At 70.8% G+C, this 18,048-nt stretch carries 12 protein-coding genes; 4 read left to right on the top strand and 8 right to left on the bottom strand.

Features of this window, described 5'->3' with window-relative positions; all coding sequences use genetic code 11:
* Window positions 1–117 precede the first annotated feature (117 nt).
* On the top strand, window positions 118–1,284 hold the full coding sequence (locus AC1RCS_RS08835; protein WP_492245936.1) for a pyridoxal phosphate-dependent aminotransferase: 1,167 nt from the start codon (window positions 118–120) through the stop codon (window positions 1,282–1,284).
* A 96-nt stretch (window positions 1,285–1,380) separates the two neighbouring features.
* Here the strand turns inward: AC1RCS_RS08835 and AC1RCS_RS08830 are convergent, their stop codons facing one another.
* The 4 genes from AC1RCS_RS08830 to AC1RCS_RS08815 all read right to left on the bottom strand — a co-directional run bounded on the left by AC1RCS_RS08830 (window position 1,381) and on the right by AC1RCS_RS08815 (window position 8,552).
* Entirely contained in the window at window positions 1,381–5,235 is a 3,855-nt protein-coding gene (locus AC1RCS_RS08830) for a sensor domain-containing protein (protein WP_492245937.1), read from the bottom strand.
* Window positions 5,236–5,398: 163 nt separating this feature from the next.
* Window positions 5,399–6,334: a DMT family transporter gene (locus AC1RCS_RS08825; protein WP_218295053.1), complete on the bottom strand. Its 936-nt coding sequence runs from the start codon at window positions 6,332–6,334 to the stop codon at window positions 5,399–5,401.
* Entirely contained in the window at window positions 6,331–6,900 is a 570-nt protein-coding gene (locus tag AC1RCS_RS08820) for a methylated-DNA--[protein]-cysteine S-methyltransferase (protein ID WP_492245938.1), read from the bottom strand. The genes AC1RCS_RS08825 and AC1RCS_RS08820 overlap by 4 nt, the downstream gene beginning before the upstream one ends.
* A gap of 62 nt (window positions 6,901–6,962) precedes the next feature.
* Window positions 6,963–8,552, bottom strand: a complete 1,590-nt coding sequence (locus AC1RCS_RS08815; RefSeq protein WP_492245939.1) for a DNA-3-methyladenine glycosylase 2 family protein — start codon at window positions 8,550–8,552, stop codon at window positions 6,963–6,965.
* Window positions 8,553–8,696: 144 nt separating this feature from the next.
* Between AC1RCS_RS08815 and AC1RCS_RS08810 the strand changes: the two genes are divergently transcribed.
* From AC1RCS_RS08810 to AC1RCS_RS08800, 3 genes are all read left to right on the top strand, one after another.
* Window positions 8,697–10,085: a phosphomannomutase/phosphoglucomutase gene (locus tag AC1RCS_RS08810; protein ID WP_492245997.1), complete on the top strand. Its 1,389-nt coding sequence runs from the start codon at window positions 8,697–8,699 to the stop codon at window positions 10,083–10,085.
* A 75-nt stretch (window positions 10,086–10,160) separates the two neighbouring features.
* Window positions 10,161–10,946: a carbon-nitrogen hydrolase family protein gene (locus tag AC1RCS_RS08805; protein ID WP_492245940.1), complete on the top strand. Its 786-nt coding sequence runs from the start codon at window positions 10,161–10,163 to the stop codon at window positions 10,944–10,946.
* Window positions 10,943–12,304 (top strand): 3-deoxy-D-manno-octulosonic acid transferase, encoded by a 1,362-nt coding sequence (locus tag AC1RCS_RS08800; protein ID WP_492245941.1) that lies wholly within the window; start codon window positions 10,943–10,945, stop codon window positions 12,302–12,304. The genes AC1RCS_RS08805 and AC1RCS_RS08800 overlap by 4 nt, the downstream gene beginning before the upstream one ends.
* On the opposite strand, the gene AC1RCS_RS08795 is transcribed toward AC1RCS_RS08800, so the two are convergent.
* The 4 genes from AC1RCS_RS08795 to AC1RCS_RS08780 form a co-directional block, all read right to left on the bottom strand.
* Window positions 12,297–13,631, bottom strand: a complete 1,335-nt coding sequence (locus AC1RCS_RS08795) for a TolC family outer membrane protein (protein WP_492245942.1) — start codon at window positions 13,629–13,631, stop codon at window positions 12,297–12,299. The two genes, AC1RCS_RS08800 and AC1RCS_RS08795, sit on opposite strands and share 8 nt — an antisense overlap.
* An 84-nt stretch (window positions 13,632–13,715) precedes the next feature.
* Window positions 13,716–14,057 carry a rhodanese-like domain-containing protein gene (locus AC1RCS_RS08790; protein WP_218295047.1) on the bottom strand — a complete coding sequence of 114 codons (342 nt, stop codon included), beginning with the start codon at window positions 14,055–14,057 and terminating at the stop codon, window positions 13,716–13,718.
* A gap of 47 nt (window positions 14,058–14,104) precedes the next feature.
* On the bottom strand, window positions 14,105–14,818 hold the full coding sequence (locus AC1RCS_RS08785; RefSeq protein ID WP_218295046.1) for a protein-L-isoaspartate O-methyltransferase family protein: 714 nt from the start codon (window positions 14,816–14,818) through the stop codon (window positions 14,105–14,107).
* Between the two features lie 25 nt (window positions 14,819–14,843).
* Window positions 14,844–18,044: an efflux RND transporter permease subunit gene (locus AC1RCS_RS08780; protein WP_369642438.1), complete on the bottom strand. Its 3,201-nt coding sequence runs from the start codon at window positions 18,042–18,044 to the stop codon at window positions 14,844–14,846.
* Window positions 18,045–18,048: the final 4 nt, after the last annotated feature.

The following is an 18,048-nucleotide window of genomic DNA, read 5'->3' as shown; positions in this document are numbered from 1 at the left end:
GGGCGACATCCCGGCTTCCGCCCCTGCACCCGAGCCGCCTCCCATCAAGGCGCCGCCCCGCTCCAGCTGGCGCTATGCTCGACCATCGCCACTCCTGCGCTTTCCAAGGACCACCCCATGCGCCTCGCCGTAGAAAACCTCGAAGCCTCCAAGATCCGTGAAGTCGCCAACGCCGGCATGGGCCGGGCCGACGTCCTGGCCTTCTGGTTCGGCGAAAGCGACGAGGTCACGCCCGAGCCCGTGCGCCAGGCGGCCATCGAGTCCTTGCAGCGGGGCGAGACCTTCTACTCCCACAACCTCGGCCTGCCCGAGCTGCGCCAGGCGATAGCCGCCTACGCCAGCGCGCTGCATGGCCCCATCGGTGCGGAACGGATCGCCGTGACCTCGGGGGGCGTGAGCGCGCTGATGGTGGCCATGCAGGCGCTGCTCGATGCGGGGGACGAGGTCGTGGCCGTCACGCCCGTGTGGCCCAACCTCACGGCCCAGCCCGCCGTGCTGGGTGCCCGTGTGCGGTGCGTGCCGCTGCGCGCCGAGGGCGGTGCCTGGACGCTGGACCTGCAGGTGCTGCTCGACGCCATCACGCCGGCCACACGACTGCTCATCGTCAACGCACCCAACAACCCCACGGGCTGGACGCTCACGCGCGCGGAGCAGCAGGCCATCCTGGACCATTGCCGGCGCACCGGCACCTGGGTGCTGGCGGACGAAGTGTACGAACGCCTGTACTACGAGGCGACCCCCCACGGCTGCGCGCCGAGTTTCCTGGACATCGCCGCGCCCGAGGACCGGCTCATCGTGGTGCAGAGCTTTTCCAAGAGCTTCCTGATGACCGGCTGGCGCCTGGGCTGGCTCGTGCTGCCGCCCGCGCTGGTGGACGCCGTGGGCAAGCTGATCGAATTCAACACCTCCTGCGCCAGCGTGTTCACCCAGCGCGCGGGCCTGGCGGCGCTGGAGCATGCGGGCGAGATCACGCCGCCCCTGGTGGCGCGCATGCGCCGCTGCCGCGACACGCTGCTGCCCCGCCTGGCCGCGCTGCCGCAGGTGGAGGTGGCCAGCCCGCTCGGCGGCATGTACGCCTTCTTCCGCCTGCACGGCTTTGACGATTCGCTGGCGGTCGCCCAGCGGCTGGTGAGCGAGGCCGGCCTGGGCCTGGCGCCGGGCAATGCGTTCGCGCCCGAGGCCCAGGGCTGGCTGCGCTGGTGTTTTGCCTCCAGGGACCCCGCGCGGCTGGAGGCGGGCGTGGAGCGCCTGCAGGCCTGGCTGGCGGGGTCCAGCCGGGGTTGATGGAGGGCAGAGTGCACGTGGCAGCAGCGTGCCCGGTGTAGTTTGCTATATTTATAATAGCTGCATGCGCTTGCCTGAAAAGCGCTTGCGCGGTTTTTACCTGAAACTTCCCTGGGCCTGCCGCTGCCAGCCCGATGGCAGCTGCCACCGGGCCGCCCAGCCGGTGAAGTCCGCCAGCGGCATGGGCCGCGCGATGCAATAGCCCTGCGCCTGGGTGCAGCCCAGCTGCAGCAGCATCTGTCCCTGCTCGATGGTTTCCACGCCTTCGGCGATCACGCGGTAGCCAAACGAACGCGCCAGGCCGATCACGCCCTGCACGATGGCCAAATCGCCCGGATCGCCCATCATGCCGTGCACGAAGCTCTGGTCGATCTTGAGCGTGTCCATGGGCAGGCGGCGCAGGTAGGTCAGCGACGAGTAGCCGGTGCCGAAGTCGTCCAGCGACACCACCACACCCAGCCCACGCAGCGCGGTCAGGGTGTGCGCCACGGCCGCCAGGTCGTACAGCGCGGCGCTTTCGGTGATCTCGATTTCCACCAGGTGCCCGGGCACGCCGGGGTGGCGCGCGATGCACCGGGCCATCCAGTCGGCGAAGTCGGGGCGCTGCAGGTGCTGGGCGGCGATGTTGACGCTCAGCGGCAGGGCCATGCCGCGCGCCTGCAGCTCTTCCAGGATGGAGAGCGCGGCCTCGACCACCCATTCGCCGAACCCGATCTCCAGCTCGGTCCCCTCCAGCAGCGGCAGGAATTCGCCGGGCGGCACCAGGCCGCGCTGCGGGTGCTGCCAGCGCGCGAGGGCTTCGGCGCCCACCACGGCGCCGCTTTTCATGTCCACCTTGGGCTGCAGGTACAGGGTGAACTGGGCATCGGCCAGCGCGTCGCGCAGGTGGCGCCCCTGCGCGCGCAGCAGCTGCAGGGCGCGCTCCTGGGCGGCATCGAACTGGTGGAAGCGGTTGCGCCCGGCCTGCTTGGCGGCGTACATGGCCTGGTCGGCATGGCGCAGCAGGGCATCGGCATCGGCGTCGTCCTGCGGGAACACCGTGTAGCCGATGCTGGCCGTGACCACCACGCGCTCGGCGTCGAGCGTGTAGGGGGCCGAGATGCTTTCCATCACGCGGTGGAGCATGGCTTCGCAACCGTTGGCCGAGTCCAGCCCGGGCATGAGGATCACGAACTCGTCGCCCCCCAGGCGGGCCACGCAGTCGAGCAGACGCAGCGCGCGCGTAAGCCGGCCGGCCACCACCACCAGGAGGCGGTCGCCCGCGCCGTGGCCCAGCCGGTCGTTCACGGGCTTGAAGCCGTCCAGGTCCAGGTAGGCCACGCCCAGCTGCGTGCCGTTTGCACGCGCCTGGTCCATGCATTCCTGCAGCTTGCGCGCCAGCAGCACGCGGTTGGGCAGGCCGGTGAGGGCATCGAACAGCGCCAGCCGCTGCAGCAGCACTTCCTGTTCGCGCTGGGGCGTCACGTCGATCGCCACGCCCAGCATGCGTTCGGGGCGGCCCATGGCGTCAAGGCCGACGATCTTGCCCAGGTTGCGCACCCAGCGCACGGCATCGTCGCCGGCCTCGCTCTGGTTGACGCGCCAGGTGGCGTCAAACGGCGTGCCGGGGTGGGCGGTGTGGCGGGCGACCTCGGTGGTGATGCGGTCGATGTCGTCGGGGGCGATGCCGCTGGTCCACTGCGTGGCGCCGAAGGGGCCCTGCGATGCGGGCAGGCCGCGCATCGCGCGCCAGCGGCTGTCCCCCGTGACGGTGCCGGTCTGCAGGTTCCAGTCCCACAGGCCCAGCGACGCGGCCGAGATGGTGAGCGAGAGCAGCGCCTCGCGTTCGCGCACCTGCTCTTCCTCGCGCTTGCGGTCGGTGATGTCGTGCACCGAGAACAGCCAGCAGGGTTCGCCGTCGAATTCGGTCGCCCGCATGGACTGCAGCACGGTGCGCGGCGGGCCGCCGCGCACGTTCAGCTTCACCTCGTAGCTGTTGAGCTGGCCGGAGCGCGCCACCGCATCCATGAGGCGCTGGCGGTCGTCGGCGGTGAAGATGCCCAGCTCGATGGCGGTGCGGCCGATGGCCTCCTCGCGCGGGATGCCCAGCATCTCCACCCAGGCGGGGTTGATGTCCACGTAGCGCCCGTCCATGCGGCGCGACAGGCCCATGGGGTAGGGCATGAGGTGAAAGATGCGCGAGAAGCGCTCCTCGGACTGGCGCAGGCGCTGCTCGGCGCGCTTGGCCTCGTCGATGTCCTGCATCACGCCGCGCACGCGGGTGACCCGGCCGTTCTCGATGACGGGCTCGCCCCGCGCGCGCACCCAGACCAGCCGCCCGTCGGTGTGCAGCACCTCCATCTCCATGCTCCACTCGGCGCGCTCGAGGATGCTCTGGCGGAAACGGTCGCGCAGGGGTTCCCGGTAGGCGGGGGCCACGTGGCGGTCGATGTAGTCGTGCGGCAGCGGGGAGCCAGGCGCCAGGCCATGGATGTCGAAGCACACGTCCGACCAGTAGACCAGGCCCTTGCCGCGCTCGTCCTCCCAGGCGCCCAGACGGGCCAGGCGGCCCGCCTGCTGCAGCAGGCTGTTGAGGGCGCGCAGTTCGTCGCTGGCGCGGTGGGCTTCGGTCATGTCGTGGAAAACGAAGACAAAACAGTTTTCGCCATCCACAAGCACGGAGCGTGCCGACATCAGCCCCGGTATGCGGATTCCGTCGCGCTGGGCCACCAGGGGCAGGCGGTCCACCTTGCCCTCGCGGCGGAAGGTGTCCACCAGCCGTGCGCGCTCCTGCTCGGAGGCCCAGATCTTCAGCTCGGAGGACGTGCGCCCGATCACCTCGTCGCGCGGGCGGCCCAGCACCTCGCAAAAGGCAGGGTTCACGTCGATGTAGCGCCCGTCGGAGATGCGCGAGATGCCCGCGGGATCGGGGAGCGTCTGGTAGAAGGTGGTGTACTTGGCCTCCGAGGAGCGCAGAGCGTCCTCCACCTCGCGGTGGGCCGTGATGTCCACGTCCATGCCGATCAGGCTGAGCGGGCGCCCGCCCGCATCGCGGCGGGCCACGGCGCCGCGCGACATCAGCCAGCGCCACTGGCCGCGCGTGTCCATCACGCGGAATTCGGCTTCGTACGTCTCGTCCAGCCCGTCCATGGCCCGCGCCAGCCGGGCGGCGTTGCGCTGGGCGTCGGCGGGGTGGCGCAGCGCATACCAGCGCTCCCACAGGCCCTGGGCGTCCGCGTCGTCGCAGCTGATGCCAAACGCCTCGTAGAACCGGCCGTGGCAGCGGAACTGGCGCTGGACCACGTCCCATTCCCACCGGCCTCCGCCCAGGGAGTCCATGGCCAGCTGCAACTGCTGTTCGCGCTGCACCAGGGCTTGCTGGGTGCTGGTGCGCGCCAGCTCCGCGCGGGCCTTGCTGGCCAGAAGCAGGCGGCCCACGCCCAGCATCAGAACGCCCGCGCCATGGTGCCAGGGAAGGCTCGTCGGCCACGGGGCCCCGGCCGGCGGCGCGAGGTTCGCGAGCCAGAGGCAGGCCGATACCACCAGGGGCAGGGTGATGGCCAGGCCCACCAGCGCGATCCATGCCGCCGGGCGCAGGGGCAGGCGCCGGGCCATGCGCCGCCACAGCCATGCCAGCAGCCACGTGGCGCCCAGCACCAGCACGGCGGGCGGGGCGGCGGAGGGGGCCGTCGCGACCACGGCCAGCAGCGCCACCAGGGCGGTGACGGCGGCCGGCAGGCCGCCGAAATAAAGTCCCATGAAGGCGGCCACGGTGGGATAGGCCACCAGCCTCAGCTCGGGCGCATTCCAGTGCAGCGCGGTGAACGACACCGCCGACACCGCGCCGCCCGCCATGCCCAGCAGCCAGAGCGTGCGCCGCGATGGCCGCAGCGCCTCCTGGGGCGGGAGCCACTCCAGCACCAGGAGCAGCGTCATCAGCACCGTGCCGGCCAGGAGCGTGTTGTTACCCATGGCGGAGCGCGCTGCAAAGGCAGGGCCAGGGGGCCGGGACGGCTTCAGCGCAAACCGCTGCCCGCGCCGACCGGCCCGGGTGGTGTGCGGCGGCGCGGTGCCCCGCGCCGTCCAACGCAAGACTCAGATCGCAGCGGCCCGGGGAAAAAACCATTCCCCGAGTTTATGGCTGTTCCGGCGCCGTCCGGCCCGGCCGCAGTGTCCTGATAAGCCCCGTTGACAGCATCGTGCCGCACACGATGACGAGCGCGCAGCCCAGCATCCACGGCGTGATGCGCTCGCCCAGGAAGATCGCGCCATACAGCACCGCGAACACGGGCGCGATGAAGGTCACGGCCAGTGCCCGGCTGGGCCCCGCGCTGGCGATGAGGCGAAAGTACAGGATGTAGGCGATGCCCGTGCACAGCACCGCGATGGCGACGATGCAGCCCCAGGCGCGGGGGCCCGGCATCTGCGCCGGCCACAGCCACAGGGTGGGCACGGCCAGGCCCAGCGCCGCGCCCAGCTGGCTGCCCGTGGCGGTGGCCAGGGGCGGAATGCCCGTGAGGAAACGGCGCGCAAAGCTGGCCGACAGGCCGTAGAAGGACGATGCCAGCAGGCACGCCGCGATCGCCCATTCGGCGCTGTCGCTCTTGAAACCCGTGCCGGCCGGCGCGCGCCACGCGAGCAGCGCCACGCCCACGAAGCCCAGGGCCAGGCCCGCCCAGCGCAGGCGGTTGATGCGGTCGCCCAGCCAGAGCCAGGCCACCAGCGCGCCGAACAGGGGCACGGTGGCATTCAGGATCGAGGTCAGGCCCGTGGCGAGGTGCAGCACCGCCCAGGAAAACAGCGCGAACGGAATCGCCGAATTGATGACCCCGGCGAACATGATGGGCCGCCAGTGCCTGCGCAGCGCGGGCCCATGGCCCTGGCGCAGCATGATGGGCCACAGGAACACCGTGGCCAGCGCCACGCGCAGCCCGGCGGTGGGCAGCGGGCCGAACTCGGACGCCCCCAGCCGCATGAAAAGAAACGAGGCGCCCCAGAGCGCCGCCAGCAGGATGAATTCGCCGATCCAGGTGGTGACAGGTTGGGTTCCCGGGCTGTTCGGGCTGTTCATTCATGGCCTTTCTCTGGGGGCAGGGCGCCCGCCGGCACGGGCGGCCGCGGGGGCGCGAAGAGCGCATTCTCCATGGTCAGCAGGGCCGTCTTGCGGTCCAGCCCGCCCGCGTAGCCTGTCAGGCTGCCGTCCGCGCCCAGCACGCGGTGGCAGGGCACCACCACGCTCAGCGGGTTGCGCCCCACGGCCGCGCCCACGGCGCGCACGGCCAGCGGCCGGCCCAGTTGCTGGCTCAGGCGCCCATAGCTGGTGGTGCCGCCGCGGCCGATGGCCAGCAGGGCGCGCCACACCGCCTGCTGGAACGGCGTGCCGCCCGAGAGATCCAGCGGCAGATCGAAGTCCTGCCGATCGCCCCGCAGGTACTGCTGCAGCTGGCTGGCGGCGGCCTGCAGCACGGGATGGCCGGCCGCCTCGGCCCAGGCGTGCCCGCCATGGAGAAAGCTGGCGGGTTCGTGGCGCTGGCCTTCGAACCAGACGCCGCAGAGGCCGGCGGGCGATGCGGCCAGGCGCACCGGCCCAAGGGCGGTGCTGGCCCGTGCCTGCACGGTGTGGGGGTGGTATTGCATGGGGAATCTCGGTGATTTTGAATAAAACAAGCCGCCAGCGCTTGCTGGATCAGCGCGAAAAGCTATTGTTTTGATAGTGTTTCAGGCGCCGGGATGGCGGGCTCCGCCGTGCCCGCCGCCCAGGCGCGCAGCACCGCATAGCTGCGCCACGGGCGCCACGCCTCGGACGCCGCGCTGGCGGCGCGCGCCGGGTTTTTCTGGCCCTGGACACCCAGCGCCTTGTGCAGCGCCACGTCGGCGGCAGGGAAGGCATCGGGCCAGCGCAGCACGCGCATGGCGATGTACTGCGCCGTCCAGTCGCCAATGCCGGGCAGGGCGCACAGGGCGGCCGTGGTCGCGGCCACATCGACGCCGGCATGCAGGGCCAGGCCCCCGCTGTCCACGGCGCGGGCCAGCGCCACGATGGCGGCCTGGCGCTGGCGCACGATGCCCAGCTGGCCCAGGGTGTCGCCGTCGGCCACGGCGAGCGTGGCGGCCGTGGGAAACAGCCGGTTCAGCCCGGGCCAGGGCGTGGCGATGGGCTCGCCCAGCCGCTCCACCAGCCGCTGCCCCAGCGTGCGCGCGGCCGCCACGGTGATCTGCTGGCCCAGCACGGCGCGCACGGCCAGCTCGAAGCCGTCGAACGCACCGGGCACGCGCAGGCCGTCGCCGTCCGGGAAGTGCGGGTGCAGCACGGCGTTGATGGCCGCCGGGTCGGCGTCCAGGTCCAGCATGGCGCGCACGCGGCGGATCACGAGCGGCAGCACCGGGTACAGGCTGTCGCTGGTCTGCAGCAGCACCTGGTGGCGGACCACGTCGAAGCGCGCGCTGAACCAGCCGGTGGTCTCCTGCGCCATGCCGGTGCAGGCGGACGGCAGGCGCACGGAGCGGCGCAGCGTGGCCTCGTGGGGCAGCACCCATTCGACGCCGTGGAACTGCCGCCGCTCGAAGAACGCGAGCAGCGCCGCCACGTCGAAGGGCGGGCGCCAGGCCAGGCGCAAGGTGCTGCCGGTGCCGGACGCGTCCGCCTTGAGGGGGCCCGCGCCGCTGCGCCGCAGCTGGGTGGGATTGAGCCCGTAGTGCCCCGCGAACGCCGCATTGAAGCGCCGCACGCTCGCGAAGCCGCTGGCCAGCGCCACCTGCGTGACCGGCATCGGGGTGTCGGTGAGCAGCTGCTTGGCCGTGAGCAGCCGCCGGGTCTGCAGGTACTGCAGGGGCGACACGCCCAGCGCGGCCTCGAAGATGCGGCGCAGGTGGCGGTCGCTCACGCCCAGGCGTTCGGCCAGCCGGGCGACGGTGGCGCCGCTGTCGCCCCGCGTGGGCCGGGCCGGCCAGAGGTCGGGCGCATCCAGCAGCCGCACGGCCTGCTGCACCAGGATGCCGCTGGCATCCTGCACCGACCACACCAGCGCCTGCGGCGCCAGCTCCGGCCGGCAGCGCAGGCAGGGCCTGAAGCCCGCGCTCTCGGCCTGGGCGGCAAGGCTGAAGAAGCGGCAGTTCTCGCGGCGCGGCGTGCGCACGGCGCACACCGGGCGGCAGTAGATGCCGGTGGAGGTCACGCCGGTGAAGAAGCGTCCGTCAAAGCGCGCGTCCCGGGCCAGCACGGCGAGATAGCGGCCCTCGTCCGAGGCCATGTCGGTGTCCGTGGAGGAGGGCAGGTGTGGCGAGGTCATGGCGGGATGATAGGCCCCGGCGGCGCGCGCACTGGCCGTTTTCGGACATGTGCCTCGGCGCCCCCGGGCGGCGTGCGCAAGGAGGCGGAAGGGGCCGCCTACAATGCTGCGGACGTTTCAACCCTCTTCGTGAAAGGCCCCTACGTGCAGCCCACGCCCGCCATTTTCAAAGCCTACGACATCCGCGGCATCGTGCCGTCCACCCTGAATGAAGAAGTGGCCCTGGGCCTGGGCCGGGCCTTTGGCACCGCCGCCCGCGCCGAAGGGCAGACCACGGTGGCCGTGGGGCGCGACGGGCGCCTGTCGGGCCCGGCCATGTCGGCCGCGCTGATCCAGGGGCTGGTGGAGGCGGGCATCGAGGTGATCGACGTGGGCCTGGTGACCACGCCACTGCTCTACTTTGCAGCCAGCACGCTGTGCGCGAGCGGTATCCAGGTCACGGGCAGCCACAACCCCAAGGACTACAACGGCTTCAAGATGGTGCTCAATGGCCGCGCCATCTACGGCGAGGAGATCCAGGGCCTGCGCCGCACCATGGAGCAGGAAAGCTGGCAGCTGCTGCCCGGCGGTTCGGTGCGCCACGTGGACGTGCTGCCGGCCTACACCGCGCGCATCGTGGGCGACATCAAGCTGGCCCGCCCGCTCAAGGTCGTGGTGGACTGCGGCAACGGCATCGCCGGTGCGTCGGCGCCGGCCATCTTCCGCGCGCTGGGCTGCGAGGTGATCGAGCTCTTTTCCGAGGTGGACGGCAACTTCCCCAACCACCACCCCGACCCGAGCAAGCCGGAGAACCTGCGCGACCTGATCGACGCCCTGAAGGCCAGCGATGCAGAACTGGGCCTGGCCTTCGACGGCGATGGCGACCGCTTAGGGATAGTGACCAAGGACGGCACCAACATCTTCCCCGACCGCCAGATGATGCTTTTCGCGCAGGACGTGCTCTCGCGCGTGCCCGGCGGCGAGATCATCTTCGACGTGAAGTGCACCCAGCGCCTGGCGCCCGCCATTGCGGCCGCCGGCGGCGTGCCGGTGATGTTCAAGACCGGTCATTCGCTCATCAAGGCCCGCATGAAGGAGACCAACTCCCCGCTGGGCGGCGAGATGAGCGGCCACATCTTCTTCAAGGAGCGCTGGTACGGCTTCGACGACGGCACCTATGCGGGCTGCCGCCTGCTGGAGATCCTGAGCAGGAGCAGCGACCCGAGCGCCGTGCTCAACGCACTGCCCACGAGTTTCTCCACCCCCGAGCTGAACGTAGCCTGCGCCGAGGGTGAGCCGCACCGCCTGACGGCCGAATTGCAGGCCCTGGCCGCCGGCACCTTCGCGGCGCCCGCCACGGTCAGCACCATCGACGGGCTGCGCGTGGACTGGCCGGACGGCTTTGGCCTGATCCGTGCCAGCAACACCACGCCCGTGCTGGTGCTGCGCTTCGAAGGCCACACGAGCGAGGCGCTGGCGCGCATCGAATCGGCCATGCTGGCCCTGCTGCACCGCGTGAAGCCTGGTGCGCACGTGGGGGCCGCGAGCCATTGAGCCGGGCGCGATGATGCCCACACGGCGCATTCGCCCCGCCGAACTTTCCCTGACCCTTTCGCCCATCCGCCGACCGTGAATTCGCACCTGTCCACCCCCCTGCGCATCGCTGCCGCGCAGTCGCCGTCCGTGCCCGGGGACGTGGCGCGCAACGTGCAGACGCACCTGGCCTTCGCGCGGGTGGCGGCGCACCACGGGGTGCAGGTGCTGGTGTTTCCGGAGCTGTCGCTCACGGGCTACGAGCCGGCGGTGCTGGCCGCCCAGGTGCTGGATGCCGACCATGGCGTGCTGGCGCCGCTGCGGCAGGCGGCGCGCGACCACGGCATGGCGCTGGTGGTGGGCGCGCCCGCGGCCCCCGTGGCGCCGGGCGCGCTGCTGCCCTCCATCGGCGCATGGGTGCTGGGCGCCGATGGCAGCGCGGCGCTGTACCGCAAGCGCCATCTGCATGCCAGCGAAGCGTCATTCGCCAGCGCGGGAATGGACGACGCGCAGGTGCACCTGCTCGCCGGCGAACCCACGGGGCTGGCCATCTGCGCCGACATCACCCACCCCGAGCATGCGCGCGCCGCGCACGGGGCGGGCGCGGTGCTCTATGCCGCCAGCGCGCTGATTTCCGAAAAAGGCTACGGGCCCGAGTCGGACCTGCTGCGCGGCTATGCGCGGGACCACGGCATGGCCGTGCTCCTGGCCAACTACAGCGGGGCCTCGGGCGGCTACGCCAGCGCCGGCCGCAGCGCGGTCTGGGAGCCCGGGGACGGGTGCGTGGCCGCGGCCACGCACGACCGGCCTTGCCTGGTCTGGGCCGCGCGCGGCGACAGCGGCTGGAGCGGCGGCGTGCTGGACCTGCCCCTTCCGGTATGAACGCCGCGCGGGCCCTGTATTCGCTGGTGACCTGGTGCGCGCAGCCGCTGCTGCGCCGCAAGCTGCGCCGCCGCGCGGTGGCCGAGCCCGGCTATGGGCATGCGGTGGGCGAGCGGTTTGGCCGCTACCCGGCGCCCATGGACAGCCTCATGCCGCACAGCAGCTCCGACCCGCTCGGCCGCTTTGTCTGGATCCATGCCGTATCCCTGGGCGAAACCCGCGCCGCCGGCATCCTGCTCGGGCAGCTGCGCGAACAGCTGCCGGGCATGCGCCTGCTGCTCACCCACGGCACGGCCACGGGGCGGGCCGAGGGCGAGCGGCTGCTGCACCCCGGTGACGTGCAGGTGTGGCAACCGTGGGATACGCCGGGCGCGGTCGCACGTTTCCTGCGCAAGTTCCGCCCGGCCATCGGCATCCTCATGGAGACGGAGGTCTGGCCCAACCTGGTGGCCGGCTGCCAGCGGCGCGGCGTGCCCCTGGTGCTGGCCAATGCGCGCTTCAACGCCACGTCGCTGCGCAAGGCCCAGCGGCTGGCGCCGCTGGCGCGCCCGGCCTATGGCGGCCTCGCCGCCGTCTGGGCCCAGACCGAGGACGACGCGGCCCGCCTGCGGGCCATCGGCGCCCCGGTGCGCGGCGTGTTTGGCAACCTCAAGTTCGATGTGGTGCCCGACGCCGCCCAGACCGCCCAGGGCCGCGCCTGGCGCGCGCGCACGGGACGCCCCGTGGTCCTGCTGGCCAGCAGCCGTGAGGGCGAGGAGGCGATGTGGCTGGAAAATTTCAAGCAAAAACAGGCTCCAGCGCTTGCTGACAAAGCGCCAGCAGCTATCAATAGCGAAGCAGGTAACGTGCAGTGGCTCATCGTGCCGCGCCACCCGCAGCGTTTTGACGAGGTGCACCAGCTGCTCCAGCGCGCCGGGCTCGGCGTGTCGCGCCGCAGCACCTGGGCGGCCGGGCCCGAGGCGGCCGATGTGTGGCTGGGCGATTCGCTGGGCGAGATGGCGCTGTACTACGGCCTGGCCGACGTGGCCTTGCTGGGGGGCAGCTTTGCGCCGCTGGGCGGCCAGAACCTCATCGAGGCCGCCGCGGGCGGGTGCCCGGTGGTGCTGGGGCCGCACACCTTCAATTTTGCGGAGGCGGCCGAGCTGGCCTGCGCGGCGGGCGCCGCGCAGCGCGTGCCCGACATGGCCGCCGGCATCGCGTGCGCTGCGGCGCTGGCACTGGACGCCGGCCGCCAGCGGGCCGCCAGCGAACGTGCGGGCCGCTTCGCCAGCGACCACCGTGGGGCCGCGCTGGCAACGGCCCGGGCGGTGCGCGCGATCGTGCAGCCCGCCGGGGCTTCCCTGTCTCCCTCTACTTGACGAGCAGCGCGTTGATCGCCTCGACGTCCTGCTGCGTCAGCGTGCCCACCGCCTGGCGCAGCTTGAGCGTGCCCAGCAGCACGTTGTAGCGGGCCTGGGCCAGGTCGCGCTTGGTCTGGAAGAGCTGGCTCTGGGCGTTCAGCACGTCGATGTTGATGCGCACCCCCACCTGGTAGCCCAGCTTGTTCGCGTCCAGCGCGCTCTGGCTGGAGGCCTCGGCCGCTTCCAGGGCCTGCACCTGGCCCTGGCCGGACTGCACGCCAAAGAAGGCAGCACGCGTGGCCTGGGCCACGTTGCGGCGGGTGGTTTCCAGGTCGGCCGTGGCCTTTTCTTCCAGCGCCAGGGTTTCCCTGATGCGGTTTTGCACCGAGAAGCCGGCGAACAGCGGCAGGTTGAACGCCACGCCCACGCTGGCGCTGTTGGTGCGGTTGTTCACGCCGGGCGACGTGATGGTGCCGTTCGGGTTGCGCGTGATGTTGTATCCCGCCTGCAGGTCCACCGTGGGCAGATGGCCGGTTTCGGCCTTCCTGGTTTCCAGGCGGGCGATGTCCAGCGCGATCGCGGCCTGGCGCACGCCGGGCTGCTGGTCGCGCGCGGTATCCACCCAGGTGGTCACGTTGTCGGGCTGCACGGAGGGCAGCGGCACGGGCAGCGCCAGGGGCTTGGGGGTGGTGCCTGTGATGCCCACGAGCTGGTCCAGCGCCAGGCGCTTCACCCGCAGGTCGTTTTCGGCGGCGATTTCCTGCGCCACCACCAGGTCGTAGCGGGCCTGGGCTTCGCGCGAGTCGGTGACGGTGGTGGTGCCCACCTCGAAGTTGCGCTTGGCGGAGGCAAGCTGTTCCGACACTGCAGCCTTTTGCGCCTGCACGAAGGCCAGGGTGTCCTGCGCCGCCAGCACGTCAAAGTAAGCCTGGCTCACACGCACCAGCAGGTCCTGCGTGGCCGCATCCAGCTGCGCCTGGGCGACATCCACGCCACGCTGGCCCTGTTCGAGGGTGATGCGGTTGGCGGGGCGGTACAGCGGCTGCGAGGCCTGCACGCCCAGCGTCTGCGTGGTGCCGGTGTTTTCCACCGGCGGGCGGCTCAGCTCCACATTGGCGCGGCTGAGCCCGGCCGTGAGCCCGGCGCTGGGCAGCAGGCCCGCGCGGGCCTGGTCGGCGCGGCGGGCCGCCGCATCGAGCTGGGCGCGGGCCGATTGCCACGCCGTGTCATAGGTGCGGGCCGATTCCACCAGTTCCAGCAGGCTCTGGGCTTGCGCCGGGGCACACAGTGCCGCGCCGAGCGCCAGGGACAGAAGGGACAGGGAGAGGGGCCGTAGCGGTGTCATGGAGGTCCTTCGGAAAAGAGTCTGCGTGTCGAAAATGGGGCAAAACAGGCGCGGTGGCTGCGGGCGGTCCGGCCGCCGCCGTCGTCAATAGCGGGGCACGGCGGGGTCGCTTTCCTGCGACCAGGCGTCGATGCCGCCGGTGATGTTGGCCACCTGCTCAAAACCGTGGTGCTGCAGGAAGGCCGCCACGCGCAGGCTGCGGGCGCCGTGGTGGCACAGGCAGGCGATGGGGCGGGCGGGGTTCAGCTCGGCCAGGCGCCCGGACAGCTCGCCCATGGGGATGGCGGCCAGCTCGAAGCCGTCCGCACGCACGCTGGCGGTCTGCAGCTCCCAGGGCTCGCGCACGTCCAGCACCAGGGGCTGGCCGCCTTCGGGGGCGGCGGCGAACCAGGCGGACAGCTGGGCGGGACGGACGTGATCGATCATGCAGGACTCCGAAGGGGACTCAGGATGCAAGGCTCGGGGAGCCGGGGTCAGAACGTGAAGCCGGACGGCTCGGGGAAGTTCACGAGGCGCGGCGCGATGGTGTCCCAGGGCGACACCGTCTCGAAACGGTCGCCGGCGCGGCGGGTCACGGTGAAGCGCATGACGGGTTCGCCGCCGACGATGGCGCCCAGGCGGCCGCCATCGCGCAGGTGCGACAGCAGGGCCGTGGGGACTTCGGCGACCGAGCCGCTGAGCACGATCACGTCGAACGGGCCATCGGGGATGGCATCGCGGGCGCCGTCGCCCTGGCGCACGTCGGCATTCTGGATGCCCGCGTCGCGCAGGTTCTCGCGGGCCATCTCGGCCAGCTCGGGGTTGATCTCGAGGGACACCACGCGCTCGGCGCGGTGGGCGAGCAGGGCGGCCATGTAGCCGGAGCCCGCGCCGATCTCCAGCACGCGGTCGGTGGGCTTGATTTGCAGGTCCTGCAGGATGCGCGCCTCGACGCGCGGCTGCAGCATGCTGTGGCCCAGGCGCACGGCCTCTTCGGCGTCATTGCCGAGCAGGGGCACTTCAATGTCCATGAACGCCATGTTGCGGTAGGCCGGAGGCACGAAATCTTCGCGGCGAACGATCGCCAGCAGGTCCAGCACGTCGGCGTCCAGCACGTTCCAGGGACGGATCTGCTGCTCGATCATGTTGTAGCGGGCCTGGGCGACGGGGTCGCTGGTATTGGCGGACGTGTTCAGAGGCATGTTCATGGGATTTCTCCAGGGGAGGCGTGGGTCAGGACAAACCCTCGATTTTAGAGGCCCCGGCCAGGGGGCGGCCGCGGCCCATGCGGCGAAGGGCCCATTGCGCCAGATCGTCCATGTAGCAATACACCACCGGCACCACCACCAGCGTGAGCAGCGAAGAGGTGATCACCCCCCCGATCACCGCCTGGCCCATGGGCGCGCGCTGCTCGGAACCCTCGGACAGCGCGAACGCGAGCGGCACCATGCCGAAGATCATGGCCAGCGTGGTCATGAGGATGGGGCGCAGCCGCACACGCGCGGCCAGCAGCAGGGCGTCCGCCCGGGGCAGGCCGGGCACGGTGCGGCCTTCGTCGTTCACGTGTTCCTCGCGGGCGCGGATCGCGAAGTCCACCAGCAGGATGGCGTTCTTGGTCACGAGGCCCATGAGCATCACCACGCCGATGATGGAGAACATCGACAGCGTGGAGCGGAACATCAGGAGCGCCAGCACCACGCCGATGAGCGTGAGCGGCAGCGAGGTCATGAGCGCCAGCGGCTGCAAAAAGCTCTTGAACTGGCTCGCCAGGATCATGTAGATGAAGATGATGGCCATGGCCAGGGCCGAGATGGCATAGCCGAAGGACTCGGCCATGTTCTTGGTGGAGCCGCCGAACTGGTAGCGGTAGCCGGGAGGGAAGCTCACGCTCTCGAGCGCCTTCTTGATGTCGTTGGACACCTCGCCGGCCGAGCGCTGGGCCACGTTGGCGTTCACGGCCACCTCGCGGGTCAGGTCGCGCCGGTTGATCTGGTTGGCGCCGGTGGATTCGGTCACGCGGGCCACCTGGTTCAGGCGCACGATGCGCGTGGTTCCGTCGGCGGCCGTCAGAGCGAAGGGCAGGCGCTCCAGGTCTGCGGGGGCGGTGCGGGCCTCGGGGGCCAGGCGCACATTCACGTCATACGTCTGGTCGTCCGGCGCGCGCCAGTTGCCCACGGTGGTGCCCGCCACCAGCGTGCGCAGCGAGGCGGCCATGGGGGCCACGGCCAGGCCGAGGTCGGAGGCGGCCTCGCGGCGCACATCGAGGGCGATCACCGGCTTGTCGGGCTTGGCGCTGGTGTCCAGGTCCACCAGGCCCGGGATGTCGCGGATCTTGTCCGTGACGATCCTGGTCAGGCGCTCCAGCTCCTGCAGGTCGGGGCCCTGCAGCGAGAACTCCACCTGCTTCTGGCCGCCCACGGCATCGAGCAGGCCCACGTGGGTCACCGTGATGCCGGGCACCTGCTTCAGGCGCTCGCGCAGCACGTCCGACATCTGGTCCACGCTGCGGCTGCGGTCCTTGCGGTCCACCAGGCGCACGTACAGATTGGCGTACATCTTGCCTTGCGCGCTGCCGGTGTTGATGGTGGCCAGGGTGTAGCGCACTTCCGGCATCTCGCGCAGGATGCCTTCCACCTGCCGGGCCTTGGCCTCGGTCGCTTCCAGCGAGGAGCCCACCGGCGTGTAGAAATTGACGGTGGTTTCGGAGAAGTCGGCCTTGGGCACGAACTCGGTGCCCAGCAGCGGCACCATGAAAATGCTCAGCACGAAGATGGCCAGCGCAATGCCCATGGTGGCCAGCTTGTGCACCAGCGACCAGCGCAGGATGCGCTGGTAGCCTTCGGCCAGCGCATCGGTGGCCCGGTCGAACCAGCCCGTGACGCGGCCGATGGTCTTGTCGTAGAACGTGACCGGCTCGGTGCGCTGCCCGTGGGCGTGGATGCTCGGGTCGTGCCAGATGCTCGACAGCATGGGGTCGAGCGTGAAGCTCACGAACATCGAGATCATCACCGCCGCGACGATGGTGATGCCGAACTCGTGAAAGAACTTGCCGATGATGCCGCCCATGAAGCCGATGGGCATGAACACCGCCACGATGGACAGCGTGGTGGCCAGCACGGCCAGGCCGATCTCCTGCGTGCCGTCCATCGCCGCGTCGTAAGCGCCCTTGCCCATCTGCACGTGGCGCACGATGTTCTCGCGCACCACGATGGCATCGTCGATCAGCAGGCCCACGCACAGGCTCAGCGCCATCAGCGTGATCATGTTGATGGTGAAGCCGAACATGTTCATGAACAGGAAGGTGCCGATGAGCGCGATGGGCAAGGTGAGGCCCGTGATCACCGTGGAGCGCCAGGAGTTCAGGAACAGGAAGACGATGAGCACCGTGAGGATGGCGCCCTCGATCAGCGTCTGGCGCACGTTGTTCACCGCCACGCGGATGGGGCGGGCGCTGTCGCCGATGGTCTCCAGCCGCACGCCGGGCGGCAACTGGCTCTTGAGTTCGGCCACGGCGGCGGTCAGGCCGTCCACCACCTCGATGGTGTTCTCGCCCTGCGACTTCTGCACCGACAGCAGCAGCGTGCGCTGGCCGTTGTACAGGGCCAGGCTTTCGACTTCCTGCGCGCCGTCGTTCACGCGGGCCACCTGGTCCAGGCGGACGGGCGCACCGTTCTTGCGGGCGACGATGATCCTGCCGAAGTCCTCGGGGCGCTGCATGCGTGCGTCGATCTGCACCACGCGCTCCTGCGCGAGGGACCGGATGGAGCCCACGGGCAGGTCCTGGTTCTCGTTGCGCACGGCGCTGGCCACCTGGTCGGGCGTCACGCCGAAGGCTTCGAGCGCCTGCGGGTTCAGGTAGATGTTGATCTCGCGCTTGGTGGCGCCCACCAGGTTCACGGCGCCCACGCCGCGCACGTTCTCCAGGCGCTTCTTCAGCGTCTGCTCGGCCCAGGTGGTCAGCTCCACGGCACTGCGGGCCGTGGCGCCCGCCGTGTCGTCCGGCAGCACGGCCAGCGACCACACGGCCCGGCTGGCGGGGTCGAAGCGCAGCACGCGCGGCTCCTTGACCTCGGTGCGCAGCAGGGGGCGCACGGTGGCCACCTTCTCGCGCACGTCCTCGGCGGCCTTGCGGCCGTCGATGTGCAGCTGGAACTCGATGATGACGACGGCCGTGCCCTCATAGCTGCGCGAGGTGAGGGCGTTGATGCCGGCGATCGAGTTGACGCCTTCCTCGATCTTCTTGGTGACTTCGCTTTCGACGATTTCCGGCGACGCACCGGGATAGTCCACGGTGACCACCACCACCGGGAAGTCGATGTTGGGGAATTGATCGACCTTCAGGCGCTGGTACGAGAACAGGCCCAGCACCACGATGGCGAGCATCACCATGGTGGCGAACACGGGGTTCTTGAGGCTGACTTTGGTGAACCACATGGCG

The organism is Acidovorax sp. GW823-FHT01C06 (assembly GCF_058798375.1).
The sequence above is the reverse complement of the archived record's forward strand: the minus strand, read 5'-3'. Positions and strand labels throughout refer to the sequence as shown.